The sequence below is a fragment of the Erwinia sp. 1181_3 genome, from assembly GCF_052824965.1.
In genome coordinates, this window is the sequence record NZ_VTDE01000016.1 from 46,652 (window position 1) to 62,119 (window position 15,468).

The following is a 15,468-nucleotide window of genomic DNA, read 5'->3' on the forward strand; positions in this document are numbered from 1 at the left end:
GGGGTTAAACTAAGCTATCGCTGATTCTTACGAACCCGTTGATGGCTCAAAAAGCATAACCAGATCACCGCTGTAGCTACCATTCAGGCTTGGTTTGCCATCAGCAGGAGTAGCAGGTGCATCAACAGTGACGGTCAGGTTGTAAATAGCGTCAAAGCCATCAGCAGTCTGTACGGTTTGGGTCACTTTCTGTGCCGTGCCATATTTTACTGCAAGGTCACCCTGAGCAGAGCCAAGAGTTACCACTGGGTTCAACATTTCATAATTAGGGCCGGCCAATTTCAGGTCCTGAGCCAGGGAAATATTAAAGTCAGCATTCTTAGTCCACACACGAATAGGCAGCACTTTAGAGAATTTCTTCTGTTTGTAATCAGTCGGTTCCAGCTCTTCGGTGTTATACCAAGAAGAACCATCTGGCTTGGATACAAACATGCCATCGTTAATCTGTGCGGTCAGCGTAATTTTCTTAGAAACTGAATCAGTTTTAGTCGCAGCGTGTGCAGCACCGGCGAAAGAAAGAGTCATTGCCATTGCAAGTGCAATATTGCTGAGTTTCATGATATTCATCCATAATATATTTAACTAAGTCACCTTCATGATGACCATCCCCCCAAGGTGTAAAGCACCTTGCCTGTAATATAAATTACAGGCAAAACGCCTCTCGCTTGTTAGTAGTTGAAATATAGCCAACACATCCAAAATTGATGGACGTATTATGACAAACCCTACTACATAAAAACAAATAAATGAAAAAAATAATTACATATATAATTAAAAGTATCGCTAAATTTTAAAATAATAGAATTGCGACCATTAATATCGCACATTACAAATTTCTAAAAATAATATGTCGCACAATTAAATAAATCAATTAATAACAAGTTGATAGATGACAAACATAAGATGCTTAAATTAAACATCATGATAGGTGGAAATAAAATAAAGCACGACAAATCATAGCGTTACGAAATAATATGCAGGGGAGGTGACGGCATGGAGTGAAAAATGATCAACAATACTACGGGGACTCAATCATCGCAAAGGGGATCGGCAGCATAAAAATCTATCGCATCTTAGTGCATCTGATAGCGTCGTGCGTTCTCTTCGCTGGCGCTATCATTCGGTACGGCAGCACAGAGCTGCGTCAGAGTCTGACTGCGAAACGGGATCACCTGGAAGCGCTCTTCCACCTTCACAATCTGATAGAACTGCGGCAGGTTGAAGTTGATGAAACTGGAACCGTAGGTGAATCGATCGTGTGAGGACGAGTAGAAGCGGCTGACATCACGCACCAGCTCCTCTTTACTGCCTTCACAATGGTGATACACCTCAACGCGGTTTGTTTCGTCAAGGATATAGATATTGAAGCCGTGATCGTCCAGGGTATCTTCAAAGAAGAACTGAATGATGCCTTCACTGGCATAGCCATTCACCACGGCAGGCAGGCGTACCTCATCCGTTTCCACCTTAAGCGACAGGCCGTGCAGTTTATTATTGGAAATGGCACCGTAGAATTCGACCGCATTTTCCAGCTTTTGTACCGAAACACTGAGGCGCTCAAAGAACAGTCCCCATGTCTGTCCCGCTACACGTACGGCTTTGAATCGGCCTGGCTCCTGACGAGTGCTGGAAAGGCGCAGTTCAATGCATTCAGACACCAACTGCTGCACACGGGTACGAATCAATCCGCGCAAGTGCTGGCTATAGCAGAAGACTTCCACAGAATCTGGCGGTGAGGCGTCCTGGTGCATTTTGCCCAGAATGGTTTTCAACGCTTCAATCATTGCCTGCTCGCCGTTGAAATGCAGCGTACGCACTTCATTCCACGAGTTGCGGTACAGCAGATCGACACTGCCAACCAGGCACTGCTGCTGCTGACCAAAACTGAACACATCCAGCTTACGGAAGTCGAAATGCACCACCTGATTGCGGAATGCCGCCGTCGGGTCATATTCAAGATTGACGATAATCGCCAGATGACGGATCTCGCACGGGCTGTAAAGGGCTTTCGGCGTAGGCGAAGGCAGACGCAACGGGAAGTGATGCGAAACATCGGACACCAGTTCCTGCAAACGGGCCAGATCGCAGATCTCGTTGCCTTTAATATGCAGCCGCGTTTTGCTGGTCAGCAGGCCGTTAAACCATGCCCATGCCACCAGCTTGTTAAGGTAGCGATTATATTCCAGCGGCTGATGGCTGATAATCGAACTCATGTCTGGTGACTGGTTATACAGATACCAGCCTGCACGGTTAGCGCGGCCGTTTGGCACATGAATAAAGGTCAGGTGTGATTCTGACAGGTCAGGGGAAATCTGCGGATTAAGCAGAGTGACTTTCCCTGGCAGAGCTTCAAAGGCCGCGTACAGCTTACGCGTCAGCACGCCAATATCCTGCGGGCTGGCGCTGACGCTTAAGTTGTTACGGCGCGCAAAACGAATCAGGTTGCGATAGCTCTGCATCATCGCATCCAGTAATTCATTATGGGCTTCTCGAACCTGGCTTATTTTCCAGTCGGCACGGCTGTCGAGCATCGCCAGGCGGGCATTATCCCAGCCCCACTCTTTAACCAGCTGGCCAAGAATTTCGCGGCGCCAGCCCGTGTCTTCTGCTGAAATCGACAGTTTTTCACAGACTTTGAGATAGAAGCAACGTCGCACCAGGTCAAGGCGAGCATGATCGTCAATACTGGTGAGGTAGTGAGTCACCCGCTCCAGCATCATGCAGTAGGGGTCGAGCCCATAAGAGACAATTTCACCGTCGTGCAGGCGTTGTTTAATATCCATCGCCAGCAGACGCGTGGCAGGGTATTCCCAGGAATAGGCCTCCAGCAGCAGCGTTTTGAGCACCGCCTTGTAGGGCGAATCGATGCTTTTATACAACTGCCACAGGCTGGCACCGAAATACTCTTCGGCCGACAGCGTACCCAGACCACCGAGGTCCAGCCATTCGTTAGGGGTTAACACGCCCTGTTGATACAACGACATAACATAGTCGTCGTAATGTTCTTCTTCTTCGCGTGGCACCATATTCCACAGAATACGTTTACCCGCCATGCGCACCGCCGTGCGATAGAACTCATCCAGCAACAGGATATGCTGAGTAGAGCCGCAATCTTCACCACCGAGGCTGCCGCTTTCGTTGTGCCGGAAACGGTTTTCATCAATAAGGAAGAAACTCACCTCAACGCCCATGGCCGCACACCACTTTTGCAGCTGGGTGCATTTTTTCTGCAAGCTCAGGCGCTCGTCATTGTCCAGCCATGACTGATGGCAGACCCAGATATCGAGATCGGAGGTATCATTTTGACCGACGGATGAGGTACTGCCCATCGAGTAGACGCCGGTGATCGGCATTTCACCCTCGGGAGGGATCGCCGCGGCAGAACCGGATTTTCCTTCTAAATCATCCAGATAGAACTTTTGACTTTCATCAGGCGTGTAAAAGCTGATGCCATGTGGAACGTTACCTTCGAAGTAACCCGGCATCAGCGGATGATGATAATGTAATAAGGTCGGCAGCAGACTGTAAACCTGTTGGAACGCAGGCCCCATGGCCGCCAGCGCACGATCAACGCGCAGCTGGTTAATGGCATCCAGTCTCTGTTTCAGTGTCTCAATGTAGAGGTACAAGACGTCTCGCCTGATTATCCCAGTGCCTATACCCTTATTGGACTAACAAGGGTATATAAAAGTTCGGTTTCCGAAATCTGCCGCTTGCTTTAAAAATAGTCGTGCAGATTATTGCTGGAAACGTGATCAATCTAACACCTGGCAGATTGACCGTAAAGAAAGTTGCGCTACTTAACAGTTTAGCACATTTTGCGACCAACCTGATGCAATACCTCCGTGTACCGCCGTTTAACTGACAGCCTTCCCGGTTCAATGATAGGATAATCAGTGAACGATCAAAACGGTATCAAGCATGTTAGACAAAATTTTAAGAATTGCCACCCGACAAAGTCCACTCGCGCTATGGCAGGCAGAGTATGTTCAGCAACGTTTAATCGCCGCCCATCCAGGCCTGCGCGTTGAGCTGGTGCCTATGGTTACACGCGGGGATGTGATCCTCGATACTCCTCTGGCGAAAGTCGGCGGTAAAGGCCTGTTCGTTAAAGAACTGGAACAGGCCATGCTGTCCGATCGTGCCGACATCGCCGTGCATTCGATGAAAGACGTGCCGGTCGATTTTCCGCCGGGTCTGGGATTAACCACGATCTGCGAGCGTGAAGACCCGCATGATGCCTTTGTTTCTCATCATTATGCGTCTGTCGATGATTTACCGCAGGGCGCGATTGTCGGCACGTCCAGCCTGCGCCGCCAGTGTCAGATCAGTGCACGTCGCCCGGATCTGATTATCCGTTCGCTGCGCGGGAATGTTGGCACGCGCCTGGGCAAGCTGGATGCTGGTGAATATGATGCCATTATCCTTGCCGTGGCTGGGCTGAAACGTCTGGGCCTTGGCGATCGCATTCGTCAGATCATGCCGGCTGAAGAATCTCTTCCGGCGGTGGGTCAGGGCGCGGTGGGCATTGAATGCCGCCTCGATGATGTCTGGGTTATTGGGCTATTGTCTGCGCTGAATCACGACGACACCGCCTGCCGGGTTCGTGCAGAGCGTGCGATGAATACCCGACTGGAAGGGGGTTGCCAGGTGCCCATCGGCAGCTATGCGCTGCTGGAAGGCGATCAACTCTGGCTACGGGGGCTGGTCGGTGCGCCAGACGGAAGCCTGATGGTTCGCGGTGAACGTCGCGGCCCACGTACAGATGCAGAAAAAATGGGTATTTCGCTGGCGGAGGAACTGCTGGATAACGGCGCGCGCGACATCCTCGCTGAGGTCTACCAGGGAAATCCCCCGGCATGACGATTCTGGTCACCCGCCCATCACCGGCCGCCGACGAGCTGGTCAGCCGTCTGCGCACGCGTGGTCAGGTGGCCTGGGCATTCCCGTTGATTGAGTTTACGCCGGGAACCCAGCTGGATACCCTGCCCGGGCGACTTCGATCGCTGGCGGCAGGCGATCTGGTCTTTATCTTGTCACAACACGCAATCCATTATGCCCAGCCCGCACTCTCTGCTACTGGAACTACATGGCCTGCCAACCTGAACTATTATGCTATAGGCCGCACGACAGCGCTGGCACTGCATGCGGTCAGTGGCCATAACGTTGTCTGGCCTCACGAGCAGGAAATCAGCGAAGTACTGATCCAGCTTCCGGCCCTGCAAGCGGTTGTCGGCAAACGCGCCCTTATTCTGCGCGGCAACGGTGGTCGGGAATTACTGGCAGAAACTTTGCTTGCCCGTGGCGCTCAGGTAGAGTTCATTGAGTGCTACCAGCGTTGTGAAAAGCCTTATCACGGAGCGGAAGAAGGCCGACGCTGGCGTAATTGCGGCATTGATACCCTGGTCGTGACCAGTGGTGAAATGCTGCAACAGCTTTACCAGCTGTTCCCCGATGTTGATCGGGATGAATGGCTCCTGCACTGCCGGCTGGTTGTCGTCAGTGAACGTTTGGCTACTCTGGCCCGGGAACTGGGCTGGGCGAACATTTGTGTCGCCGGGGGTGCCGATAATGACGCGCTATTGCGCGCGCTATACCTTTAAAAGGTCGTACGGATATTGCGCGAGCAATGAAACGTCAATGCTAAGGTATAAAACACACTTAAATATGGGATGAGCCATTATGACGGAACACAAAGATTCCTCCGCCATGGTTGAAGAGACTACCCCAGCGGTTGATAACTCAACATCTGAATCACAATCACCACGTAAAGTGAAAAACAGCGGTGTGGTGCTGGGTGCTGTCGCCATCGCGATTGCACTGGCTGTGGGTGCGGGTCTCTCTCTGTATGGAAACCATCAAATACAGCAGCAGGCCGCCGCCAGTCAGGCGCTTGCCTTACAGCTATCCGACCTGCAACAGTCAGCGCTCAGTGACAAAAAGTCACTGGAACAGCAGTTGGCAACGCAAACCAGCGCACTGGATACCGCCCGTCAGCAGCAGGCAGCCACCAGCCAACAGTTGGATGAGCTGAAACAAAAAGTCGCCACCATCTCAGGCAGCGATGCCCAGACATGGATGCTGGCGCAGGCTGATTACCTGGTCAAAATGGCCGGACGTAAGCTGTGGAGCGATCAAGACGTCACCACCGCAGCAGCGCTGCTGAAAAGTGCGGATGCCAGCCTGGCCGACATGAACGATCCGAGCCTGATCGATGCCCGCCGCGCGCTCACGCATGACATCAGTACCCTGTCCGCTCTCAGCCAGGTCGACTACGATGGCGTGATCCTCAAATTAAACCAATTATCTAACGATGTTGATAATCTGCGCATCGCCGATAATGACAGTGATAATGAGCCAATGGATGCCGACAGCAATGAGCTTTCCTCTTCGCTGCGTGAATGGCGTCAGAATCTGGTCAAGAGCTGGCATAACTTTATGGACGATTTCATCACCATCCGTCGTCGTGACGCAACCGCAGAGCCACTGATGGCCCCGGATCAGGATATTTATTTACGTGAAAATATCCGTTCACGCCTGCTCATTGCGGCTCAGGCAGTACCGCGTCATCAAGATGAAATCTTCAAACAGTCTATCGACACGGTTTCCGCCTGGACACGTGCCTGGTTTGACAGCAACGATCCGAATACAAAAGCCTTCCTTAGCCAGTTGGATGAGCTGAGCCAGCAGAGCGTATCAATGGATGTTCCGGAAGCTCTGCAAAGTCAGCCACTGCTCGATAAATTGATGGAGACACGCGTGCGTAATCTGCTGGCACAGCCAGCCGCACCATCCGCTTCATCTCAGCAGCAGGGAGAATAATGATGTTGAAAGTACTTCTGCTGTTCCTGCTGCTAATCGCCGGTATTGTGCTGGGTCCCGTGATTGCGGGTCATCAGGGCTTTGTACTGATCCAGACCGACAACTGGGATATTAAAACCAGTGTGACTGCACTGGTGATCATGCTGATCCTGACGCTGATAGTGATTTTGGCTATCGAATGGCTGCTCCGCCGTCTCTTCCGTACGGGGGCACGCACCCGCGGCTGGTTTAGCGGCCGCAAACGCCGCAGTGCACATAAACATACCAATGCTGCGTTGATCAAACTGGCGGAGGGTGATTACCAGCAGGTTGAAAAACTGCTGTCACGTAATGCCGACCATGCTGAACAACCGATGGTTAACTATCTGCTGGCCGCCGAAGCCGCACAACAACGCGGTGACGAGATACGTGCCAATCAGCATCTGGAACGTGCTACCGAATTAAATAACAGTGACCCGCTGCCCGTAGAGATCACCCGTGTACGTATTCAACTGGCACGTAATGAAGATCACGCCGCACGCCACGGTATTGATCGTCTGCTGGAGATTGCGCCACGCCACCCTGAAGTCCTGCGTCTGGCTGAACAGGCTTATCTGCGTACCCATGCCTGGGGCGCATTGCTGGATATTCTGCCTGCAATGGAGAAGATTCAGTTGGGTGATGAAGCCCATCGCCTCGATCTGCAACAGCAGGCATGGCTGGGGCTGATGAGCCAGGCCATGGCCGATCAGGGCAGTGATGGTCTGAAGCGTTGGTGGCAGAACCAGAGCCGCAAAACGCGTCATGACCCCGCTTTACAGGTGGCAATGGCGGACCATCTTATCGTTTGTAATGACCACGACACCGCACAGCAAATCGTGTTGGATGGCCTGAAGCGTCAGTACGATGAGCGCCTGGTATTGTTGATGCCACGGCTGAAAACCGGTAACCCGGAGCAACTCGAGAAAGCGCTTCGTCAGCAGATCAAGCAGCATGGCGCAACACCGCTGTTGCACAGTACGCTGGGTCAACTCTTGATGCAGCACGGTGAATGGGAACAGGCTGCCGAGTCCTTCCGTGCGGCGCTGCAACAGCGCCCGGATGCTTTCGACTACGCCTGGCTGGCTGATACGCTGGATCGTCAGCACAAGCCGGAAGAAGCGGCCACCATGCGCCGTGATGGCTTGCTGCTGACGCTGAAAAATAATTCTTAATCTGCATCTGCATCTGCAAAAAGACACGAAAGCCGGGCAATGCCCGGCTTTTTTATGCCTGTAACTGCGCAGCCAACGCATCTGCGGCACGAAAGATGACGGGCATCAGGGCAAAAAAAAACACCTGTCCGGGGACAGGTGCAAATTTTCAGGTCGGTTAAGACAACCGATTGGTACCTGACTCAACGTATTGCCCGATAGATCCAATAAGGCGTTAGCGATATTGGCTGGCTGGACAACAGGTACCGTAAAATGGCTCTGCGTCATTCCCAGGTTTATGAAGCATCTGCAAACATAAGAGGTGGAATGAGCATCTACGAGGGTATTCTTGCACAGCGCGTGCCAGAATAGAAATTCATTCACCATGAATTTAATATCTCACTGATAGTTAACATATTAATTCATGCTTAGCCGACTTTACTGCCCTTCTCTGATGTCACCTCAAGCCGACACGATTGCCCGAGGTGCGTCTCCATTTAGAGACAGGCAGCGCATACTTAAGTAAACACCTTATTAAACATAGCGTTATATGTCTCAATGTAGCGACAAACGGATATTATGTTCTTACGCTGCGTTCGACCAGTGCCATAATCACCGCGTACAACTCATCCCGCGCCTGTTGTTCGGTGATTTCATGACGGGTGGATGCGTAAGCCACCGCTTCCGCAGCCCCCAACATGGCCCACAAACCGGCGTTCGATAATGCTTTACCCCCGGTAAAAGGCGTCAGCGTTTCGCGACACTTCTCGATAAAGGCCACTTCGTAGGCCCGCTTGATCTGCTCAAGCTCGGGTGAGCCGACCAGCGCAGCAATAATGCCCGGTATCTCCCGTCCCTGTTTCTGAACACAATTCACATAAGATTCTGCCATCACCTGCGCCCTGGCCGACAAAGTGGCTTCACTTTGCGCTAATGCCGCATCAAACAGCGCATTTTGGCGGGCATCGAACTCCTGATAGAGCACCGCAAACAGGCCTGAACGTGTGCCGAAATGATCATACACCACGGGCTTAGTGACGTCTGACTGCTCGGCCAGTCGGCCCAGCGTTAACGCCTCCGTTCCCTCGGTACGAATGAGCTGCCATGCAGCTTCAATGAGCTGCTGGTAACGCGCCTCACGCGATAAACGTCGCCGGGGCAGCGGTGAAGAGTTTTTGTCCGTTGACATGCTTATATACCAAAGGTAACTTACCAATAGTATATTAGCGTAACTTTTCTCAGTTCAACCTGCAAGCCGGAGGCTGCTCATGCATACCCTTATTGTCGTTTCTCATCCCGATCGCCAGTCATTGACACATCTCGTCGCCAGACAACTCGCAGAGGGCATCGAGTCAACAGGTGGCAGCATTGAGATCGCCGATCTTGCCGCCGAAGGATTTGACCCGCGTTTTACCGCCGATGATGTAGCCGCGTTCCGCCAGCAGGGATCGGTAACAGAGGAGATCGTTGCGCAACACGCCAGGATCGACCGCGCGGACACCCTTGTACTGGTTTATCCGATTTACTGGTGGTCGATGCCTGCACAGCTAAAAGGCTGGATTGACCGCGTATTTACTCAAGGCTGGGCTTATGACGCCGATGACGATGGCCGCCTGGTAAAAAAACTGCAACACCTTAAGGTGCATCTGGTCGCCATTGGCGCGGGCGATATGCGTACTTACGCCCGTCACGGTTACTTTGCCGCCATGAGAACGCAGATCGATCACGGGATTTTCGATTTCTGTGGTGCGGAGGTGCTGACCTCTGAACTGTTGTTACAAATGCCCGGAGATGCGCTAAGCGCTGAACTGCAAAATGTGAGCGAGCTGGGAAGGAAAATGGGGCTGGTGTAAACGAAATAAAAGACGAAAAAAAACCTGCTTTTTCAAGCAGGTTTCTTAAATTGGTAGCGAGTAGGATTACGGCTCTTCGAGCCGCCCTGCGGGCCGTTGCTGAAGCAACGTTGTCTCGCTTCGCTCGGCTCAAACCTCCTTCGGAGGTTCTCATCCTCATTATGTACAGACGAAAAAAACCTGCTTTTTCAAGCAGGTTTCTTAAATTGGTCGGCGAGAGAGGATTACGGCTCTTCGAGCCGCCCTGCGGGCCGTTGCTGAAGCAACGTTGTCTCGCTTCGCTCGGCTCAAACCTCCTTCGGAGGTTCTCATCCTCATTATGTACAGACGAAAAAAAACCTGCTTTTTCAAGCAGGTTTCTTAAATTGGTCGGCGAGAGAGGATTCGAACCTCCGACCCACTGGTCCCAAACCAGTTGCGCTACCAAGCTGCGCTACTCGCCGAATACTTCTGTAATGCCACTACTTTTCTTTTTTTTATCGCTCAAAACTCTCAGGTTTTAAGCAAAAACCCCGCCACAGCAGGGTTTTCTAAATTGGTCGGCGAGAGAGGATTCGAACCTCCGACCCACTGGTCCCAAACCAGTTGCGCTACCAAGCTGCGCTACTCGCCGAATACTACGGCACTGCTTTACTGCTTAGATTTTGTGGTGCGAAGAGAGGGACTTGAACCCTCACGTCCGTTAAGACACTAACACCTGAAGCTAGCGCGTCTACCAATTCCGCCACCTTCGCATACGACAAAATCTTGTACTTAAAGTCTGGGGTGGCTAATGGGACTCGAACCCACGACAACTGGAATCACAATCCAGGGCTCTACCAACTGAGCTATAGCCACCATACCTGACTTCTTTACTGCTTCTTTCTACTACTGACTAACGCGGTAAATGTTACCACCGCCGCTCATATGCGCACAAAATAAATGGTGCGCCCGACAGGATTCGAACCTGAGACCTCTGCCTCCGGAGGGCAGCGCTCTATCCAGCTGAGCTACGGGCGCGTAGCGCCGTTGCGGATGTGCATACTACGGAGGAGAGCCCTGACTGTCCAGTGCTTTTTTCACAAAAAAACGCGTTTGATTACGCTTTGTGCATTACGTCTAAAGTAGCAGCGTTTTTCGGCCTTTTCACCCGGTTAAATCGCACAAAAGGCCTTTCAGTGACAACAATGACTTATTGATTAAAGATCGCCGCGCCAGTGATATTTGAGGTATTTCAGCAATCTGAGCTGACGTTTCAGGCGTGAAGGCTGTGAAATCAGGCGATACAGCCACTCAAGGCCCATTCGCTGCCATATCTTAGGCGCACGCTTCACCTGGCCGGTAAACACGTCGTAGGTGCCGCCCACGCCCATATACAGCGCATCCGGGTAGCTGGCTTTGCAGTCACGCATCAGAATCTCCTGCCGTGGTGACCCCATCGCCACCGTCACCAGTTTCGCGTCGCTCTCCCGGATGCGCGTAAAGAGTGCATCGCGCTGGTCCGGCGTGAAGAACCCATCCTGCGATCCGACAATGTTCACATTCCACTGGCGACGCAACTTATCGATGGTCTGCGCAAGAACCGGCGGTTTGCCTCCAATGAGAAAAACCGGCGTTCCCTCACGCCCGGCACGCTCCATCATTGCTTCCCACAGATCGGCTCCGGCAATGCGCGATACCTGCGCCTGCGGATACTTCTTGCGGATAGAGCGCACGATGCTGATGCCATCGGCATATTTGTATTCTGCGGCATCAATCAACTGATACACCGCCGCATCGGCTTCTGCGGTCAGCACTTTCTCCGCGTTGATCGCTACCAGCGTGCCGGTTTTCAGCTCACCCTGTTGATTGAGGTAATCAACAAACTGCGCCATATCACTAAAGCCTGACAGCGTTATCCCGCGGATCCGATATTGCGGCACGGTTACAGAAACACTCATGGACATTCCTTCAAAACAAATCGCCTGGCAAGCGTTACGGTTGGGTCGACAGCGGACGAACCGGAACACGGGCACGGATTAAACCCGCGGTGTCCAGCAGCCAGTACAGCAGCTTCGCCACCACCACACAGAACGCGAAAATCACGCAGAAGAACACCACGCGCGAAACAAATGAATCCAGCCCTTCCCGTGCCAGCACGATCATGTTGAACACGGCACCAAAGCAGAAGCTTTGCAGAATCGCTGCTTTATAGCGATTCTGCTCTTGCTGGCCTTTTTCGTATAACCAGTCGAACCACTTAATAATCAGCCCAACGCCAACCGCCCCCAGCGGAATAAACAGCGCCCCGCCCATCACCACCAGCGAACCGATTAATGTGGGCGAGATGGCCAGCCCGGAGTGGTTATCCAGCACTTCCCACGTAAAGTAGTTCGCGCTGTTGAGCACAATGGAAGGACGGTCATGCCACAACCAACTGGGAATAAACACGTAGAAGTCACGCCAGATTGGTGCCAGCCCCTGGAAATCGATTTTGTCATAATTTTGCAGCAGCAGGCCGAGGTTCTCCCACGGCGAGAAGGTATCGCGGGTCAGATAGAGGAAGGTGTAAAACGCCTCCGCGCCGCTAACATCGAGGTTATAGCGCTTCAGCGCCAGCCAGAACATGCCGACAATCCCGCCAATCCCCGCCAGCACTAGCATCCACAGGGTAATCCAGCCACGAATAATGCCGATAAACAGGAACAGGGCAAAAGCAATAATGATGTTGGCGCGGGTGCCCCCAACAATCATGTACGTCAGCAGCCCAAACGCTACGGTACTGACCAGAAACAGCAGCCAGCTCCGCTTGTCCTGCTTGAGGAAGTAGATCACCAGCATCGCCGGGATAAAGAAGTAGAAGAAACGCTTCAACGCCACGCCGGAGACATCCGCCGAGAAAATCTGGCTGTAGCTGTGCAGCTTGAAGAGCAGGAAACCATTGTGCAGGAAGAACACACTGACGGTTCCCAGCGCTACCAGCGCCAGAATGCCCCAGGTCAGATGGGCTTCAATACGGTTAATCGTAAATACCTGACGAGGGGGTGCCCGATGCTTCGCCCGCAGCCGGGTTTTATAGCTGACGTAGTAAATAGCGTAGAAACAGCCCGCTGACAGTAACGCCTGGAGCAAATACTCCGGCGGCACCACGTCAACATCAAATCCAAACACCAACATGCAGGTCAGCGGGAAGCCGAAGAAGAACGTCAGCAGAAACAGCAGCGAGAAAAATACGTTGAAGTTGAAGCGCACACGACGAAACTCGCGCCAGGTCAGCGTGAGAATAAAACCACAGCAGCACAGATACACCACCAGCAGCCCGGCAAACTGTAATAACGTCATGCGGTGTCCCCTTCTACCCGACGCAGTGCCTGCTGCCAGCCGCTCAGGTAGCCCGGCTCGAAAAAGGCAATATGTGATTTATCCAGCAACATCATCTGACGCCGCGCCTCTTTCACTGTCGCTGCATCCAACGGATCGCCCTCAAACAACACCGGCACCTGTTGTTCTGCCAGATCCTGCCAGAACGGGTTCTTTCGGTTAAGTACAAAGGGCACATTGGCCTGCATCAACAGACACAGCGTACCGATACCCTGCTGGCGTTCAAAAATAAAATAGCCAAGGTGGCAACGGGCGATCAATTTCAGATAATCGCTGAACGCCAGCTTCTCGGTCAGGAGCTCAACGACACCCGGGGCAAACAACGCCGCGGCTGCGTCGCGCACACGCTGAATATACGCCTCGTTATTGGCGGGGTAGCCCAGCGGCACTTTCACTCGCACATTATCGCCAAACTGCTGATGGATGGACTGCAATGCCTGAATATGTCGGTTGCTGGCATCCCCGGAGTTACCGAGCAGAAGGGTCAGCTGCCCCTGCGGCTCATCACTGCTTTGCACATTCTGTGCCAGCCGTGTCGGGAAATAGAGTAAAGAAGCCGGAACCTTCGGATGCCGCTGATGGAAGTGATTAATATCACCTCGGGTGGCAAACACCTGTGCCACACGTTTTTGTGCCTGACGCCGCAGCAGATAGAACAGCCGGAATTTCAGGCGGGTCGAATCTTCATACAGATCGGCCCCCCAGATATGCCAATAGATCTGAGAGCGCTTAAGCTGGCCGGACAACAGCGCCAGCCACAAGCGAGGATTGAACTGACCGTGGCAGAAAAAGCGCGTGTCACGCTCACGGCGTCCGGTGGTAATCACAGCAGCAGCGAGCGCCGCTTTATTCGCAAAAACACGGATATTCAGCCGCGTAAAGGGCTGCGCCATCTCAGGCAGTGCGCTCACCAGCCAGAACTCGCGCGCGGCTGCCACGGGCACCACGTCATGCAGCTGTTGATCAAAGAAGCTCAACACCGTCTGGTTATGATGAGGGATGTCTGAGCCTAAAAGGTGGATTACTCTGGTCATACTCGTCTACGGTAAATAATAAAAATGCCTGCACAGAGTGCAAAATAAGCGATATAGGTCGCCATATACGCCTGAGCCGCACCGGCTGCACCATGCAGCGGGATCAGCCAGCGGGAAAAGCCGGTGAGCAAGATAAACTGGCTCACTTCCGTCAGCACATAAAAACGCAGCGATGCCTTCGCGATGACCAGATAGCCAAAAACGTAGCAACCCACTTTGAGTACATCGCCCGTCAACTGCCAGACAAACAGATCGCGCATGGCCGCAAACTCACGGGAGAACAGCAGCCAGATAGCCACATCACGCAGTAACCAGACGGTTAAACTCACGGCGGCGACCACCGGCAGTACGAAACGCAGCGCCTTCAGAATTTCACGTGAAATCTCAGCCTTATGCTGCAGGCGTGACAAGGTGGGCAGCAGATACACGCTGAAAGACGCCGTGATAAATTGCAGGTAGGCATCCGAGATACTGCTGACGCCCTGCCACAACCCAACCTGTTCCCACCCCGCATGTTGTGCCAGCAGGTTACGCATCATCATCCACGCCACGGGCAACGTCACAGCGGTGATCAGTGCCATCAGCGTAAACTTACCCAGCAGAGCCACGAACTCCGGCTGCCAGGCGGGCAGCAGATAGCGCATTGGCAGATGCTCGCGACGCACCAGCAAAACCACTGCCGGCACCACCACCAGCGCAGGCACCATCGCCAGCCCGATCAGTGCACCGCTGTAACCTCCCAGCTTGTAGCAGACAAACCATGCAGCAACGCCGGTCAGGCTGCCGATAATCAGCGACCATGCATTGCCTGCCGCATCACGAAAACCTTTCATGATCGCCAGCGCCAGATTAGCCCAGGCGATGCCCATCTGCAGGAAGGCGACGATACGGATCACCTGCTGATAGCGGTCATGGCCAAACAGTGCATGACTGATGGGCGCAGCGAACAACAGGAACACCAGCGCCAGCAGCAATGAGAATCCCAGCACCATTGACGATGCAGTGCCAGTAACGGCACGCAGCTGTTCAGGCTGCTGCTGATACTGCGCCACATACTTTGTGACGCCGTTAAAAATGCCGGCTCCGGCCAGTACGCCGAGCACGGTAATCAATTGACGAAAATTCCCCGCCTGTCCGACACCCGCGGGCCCGTAAGAGACCGCCAGCATTTTCACCACCAGCAAACCGGCGACAATTTTTACCAGCGTGGAGGCTGCCGTCCACACTGACGCTTTTGCCAGTGACATA

12 protein-coding genes, 5 tRNA genes and 2 other RNA genes are annotated in these 15,468 nt (G+C 52.9%); 5 read left to right on the forward strand and 14 right to left on the reverse strand.

Features of this window, described 5'->3' with window-relative positions:
* Positions 1 to 27 precede the first annotated feature (27 nt).
* A complete protein-coding gene (locus tag FY046_RS22735; protein ID WP_197931315.1) occupies positions 28 to 558 on the reverse strand; it encodes a CS1 type fimbrial major subunit in 531 nt (176 codons plus the stop codon).
* A 515-nt stretch (positions 559 to 1,073) separates the two neighbouring features.
* A complete protein-coding gene (locus FY046_RS22740) occupies positions 1,074 to 3,629 on the reverse strand; it encodes a class I adenylate cyclase (protein WP_446186512.1) in 2,556 nt (851 codons plus the stop codon).
* A gap of 292 nt (positions 3,630 to 3,921) precedes the next feature.
* On the opposite strand from FY046_RS22740, the gene hemC reads away from it, so the two are divergent.
* The 4 genes from hemC (at position 3,922) to hemY (ending at position 8,015) form a co-directional block, all read left to right on the forward strand.
* Positions 3,922 to 4,863, forward strand: a complete 942-nt coding sequence (gene hemC, locus FY046_RS22745) for a hydroxymethylbilane synthase (RefSeq protein ID WP_133846856.1) — start codon at positions 3,922 to 3,924, stop codon at positions 4,861 to 4,863.
* Positions 4,860 to 5,603, forward strand: coding sequence for a uroporphyrinogen-III synthase (gene hemD / locus FY046_RS22750; RefSeq protein ID WP_133846857.1), 744 nt, complete (start codon positions 4,860 to 4,862; stop codon positions 5,601 to 5,603). Before hemC ends, hemD begins: the two co-directional genes overlap by 4 nt.
* Before the next feature lie 79 nt (positions 5,604 to 5,682).
* Positions 5,683 to 6,822, forward strand: a complete 1,140-nt coding sequence (gene hemX, locus FY046_RS22755) for a uroporphyrinogen-III C-methyltransferase (protein ID WP_133846858.1) — start codon at positions 5,683 to 5,685, stop codon at positions 6,820 to 6,822.
* A 2-nt stretch (positions 6,823 to 6,824) separates the two neighbouring features.
* Positions 6,825 to 8,015, forward strand: coding sequence for a protoheme IX biogenesis protein HemY (gene hemY / locus FY046_RS22760; RefSeq protein WP_446186515.1), 1,191 nt, complete (start codon positions 6,825 to 6,827; stop codon positions 8,013 to 8,015).
* Positions 8,016 to 8,571: 556 nt separating this feature from the next.
* Here the strand turns inward: hemY and FY046_RS22765 are convergent.
* Positions 8,572 to 9,183 carry a TetR/AcrR family transcriptional regulator gene (locus FY046_RS22765; RefSeq protein ID WP_133846859.1) on the reverse strand — a complete coding sequence of 204 codons (612 nt, stop codon included), beginning with the start codon at positions 9,181 to 9,183 and terminating at the stop codon, positions 8,572 to 8,574.
* Positions 9,184 to 9,262: 79 nt separating this feature from the next.
* Here FY046_RS22765 and FY046_RS22770 point away from each other — a divergent pair, with 79 nt between their 5' ends.
* Positions 9,263 to 9,847: an NAD(P)H-dependent oxidoreductase gene (locus FY046_RS22770; RefSeq protein ID WP_133846860.1), complete on the forward strand. Its 585-nt coding sequence runs from the start codon at positions 9,263 to 9,265 to the stop codon at positions 9,845 to 9,847.
* A 51-nt stretch (positions 9,848 to 9,898) separates the two neighbouring features.
* On the opposite strand, the gene FY046_RS22775 is transcribed toward FY046_RS22770, so the two are convergent.
* The 11 genes from FY046_RS22775 to wzxE all read right to left on the reverse strand — a co-directional run bounded on the left by FY046_RS22775 (position 9,899) and on the right by wzxE (position 15,467).
* A non-coding RNA gene (locus tag FY046_RS22775) (RtT sRNA) lies at positions 9,899 to 10,019 on the reverse strand.
* 35 nt (positions 10,020 to 10,054) lie between these two features.
* Positions 10,055 to 10,180: non-coding RNA, RtT sRNA (locus FY046_RS22780), on the reverse strand.
* 33 nt (positions 10,181 to 10,213) lie between these two features.
* Positions 10,214 to 10,290 (reverse strand) — tRNA-Pro (locus FY046_RS22785).
* 93 nt (positions 10,291 to 10,383) lie between these two features.
* Positions 10,384 to 10,460, reverse strand: a tRNA-Pro gene (locus tag FY046_RS22790).
* A gap of 34 nt (positions 10,461 to 10,494) precedes the next feature.
* Positions 10,495 to 10,581, reverse strand: a tRNA-Leu gene (locus FY046_RS22795).
* A gap of 27 nt (positions 10,582 to 10,608) precedes the next feature.
* Positions 10,609 to 10,684: transfer RNA gene (locus tag FY046_RS22800), tRNA-His, on the reverse strand.
* An 85-nt stretch (positions 10,685 to 10,769) separates the two neighbouring features.
* A tRNA-Arg gene (locus FY046_RS22805) sits at positions 10,770 to 10,846 on the reverse strand.
* 179 nt (positions 10,847 to 11,025) lie between these two features.
* Positions 11,026 to 11,766, reverse strand: coding sequence for a lipopolysaccharide N-acetylmannosaminouronosyltransferase (gene wecG / locus FY046_RS22810; RefSeq protein ID WP_446186513.1), 741 nt, complete (start codon positions 11,764 to 11,766; stop codon positions 11,026 to 11,028).
* Between the two features lie 34 nt (positions 11,767 to 11,800).
* Positions 11,801 to 13,147, reverse strand: a complete 1,347-nt coding sequence (gene wzyE, locus FY046_RS22815) for an ECA oligosaccharide polymerase (protein WP_133846862.1) — start codon at positions 13,145 to 13,147, stop codon at positions 11,801 to 11,803.
* Positions 13,144 to 14,220 carry a TDP-N-acetylfucosamine:lipid II N-acetylfucosaminyltransferase gene (locus tag FY046_RS22820; protein ID WP_171149782.1) on the reverse strand — a complete coding sequence of 359 codons (1,077 nt, stop codon included), beginning with the start codon at positions 14,218 to 14,220 and terminating at the stop codon, positions 13,144 to 13,146. The genes wzyE and FY046_RS22820 overlap by 4 nt, the downstream gene beginning before the upstream one ends.
* Positions 14,217 to 15,467: a lipid III flippase WzxE gene (wzxE, locus tag FY046_RS22825; RefSeq protein WP_159338531.1), complete on the reverse strand. Its 1,251-nt coding sequence runs from the start codon at positions 15,465 to 15,467 to the stop codon at positions 14,217 to 14,219. Before wzxE ends, FY046_RS22820 begins: the two co-directional genes overlap by 4 nt.
* Position 15,468: the final 1 nt, after the last annotated feature.

Bases quoted from the DNA above. Each gene is read 5' to 3' on its own strand.
- wecG (WP_446186513.1), bottom strand. From the start codon at position 11,766: ATGAGTGTTTCTGTAACCGTGCCGCAATATCGGATCCGCGGGATAACG.
- wzxE (WP_159338531.1), bottom strand. From the start codon at position 15,467: ATGTCACTGGCAAAAGCGTCAGTGTGGACGGCAGCCTCCACGCTGGTA.
- FY046_RS22735 (WP_197931315.1), bottom strand. From the start codon at position 558: ATGAAACTCAGCAATATTGCACTTGCAATGGCAATGACTCTTTCTTTC.
- hemC (WP_133846856.1), top strand. From the start codon at position 3,922: ATGTTAGACAAAATTTTAAGAATTGCCACCCGACAAAGTCCACTCGCG.
- FY046_RS22820 (WP_171149782.1), bottom strand. From the start codon at position 14,220: ATGACCAGAGTAATCCACCTTTTAGGCTCAGACATCCCTCATCATAAC.
- hemD (WP_133846857.1), top strand. From the start codon at position 4,860: ATGACGATTCTGGTCACCCGCCCATCACCGGCCGCCGACGAGCTGGTC.
- hemX (WP_133846858.1), top strand. From the start codon at position 5,683: ATGACGGAACACAAAGATTCCTCCGCCATGGTTGAAGAGACTACCCCA.
- FY046_RS22770 (WP_133846860.1), top strand. From the start codon at position 9,263: ATGCATACCCTTATTGTCGTTTCTCATCCCGATCGCCAGTCATTGACA.
- FY046_RS22765 (WP_133846859.1), bottom strand. From the start codon at position 9,183: ATGTCAACGGACAAAAACTCTTCACCGCTGCCCCGGCGACGTTTATCG.
- hemY (WP_446186515.1), top strand. From the start codon at position 6,825: ATGTTGAAAGTACTTCTGCTGTTCCTGCTGCTAATCGCCGGTATTGTG.
- wzyE (WP_133846862.1), bottom strand. From the start codon at position 13,147: ATGACGTTATTACAGTTTGCCGGGCTGCTGGTGGTGTATCTGTGCTGC.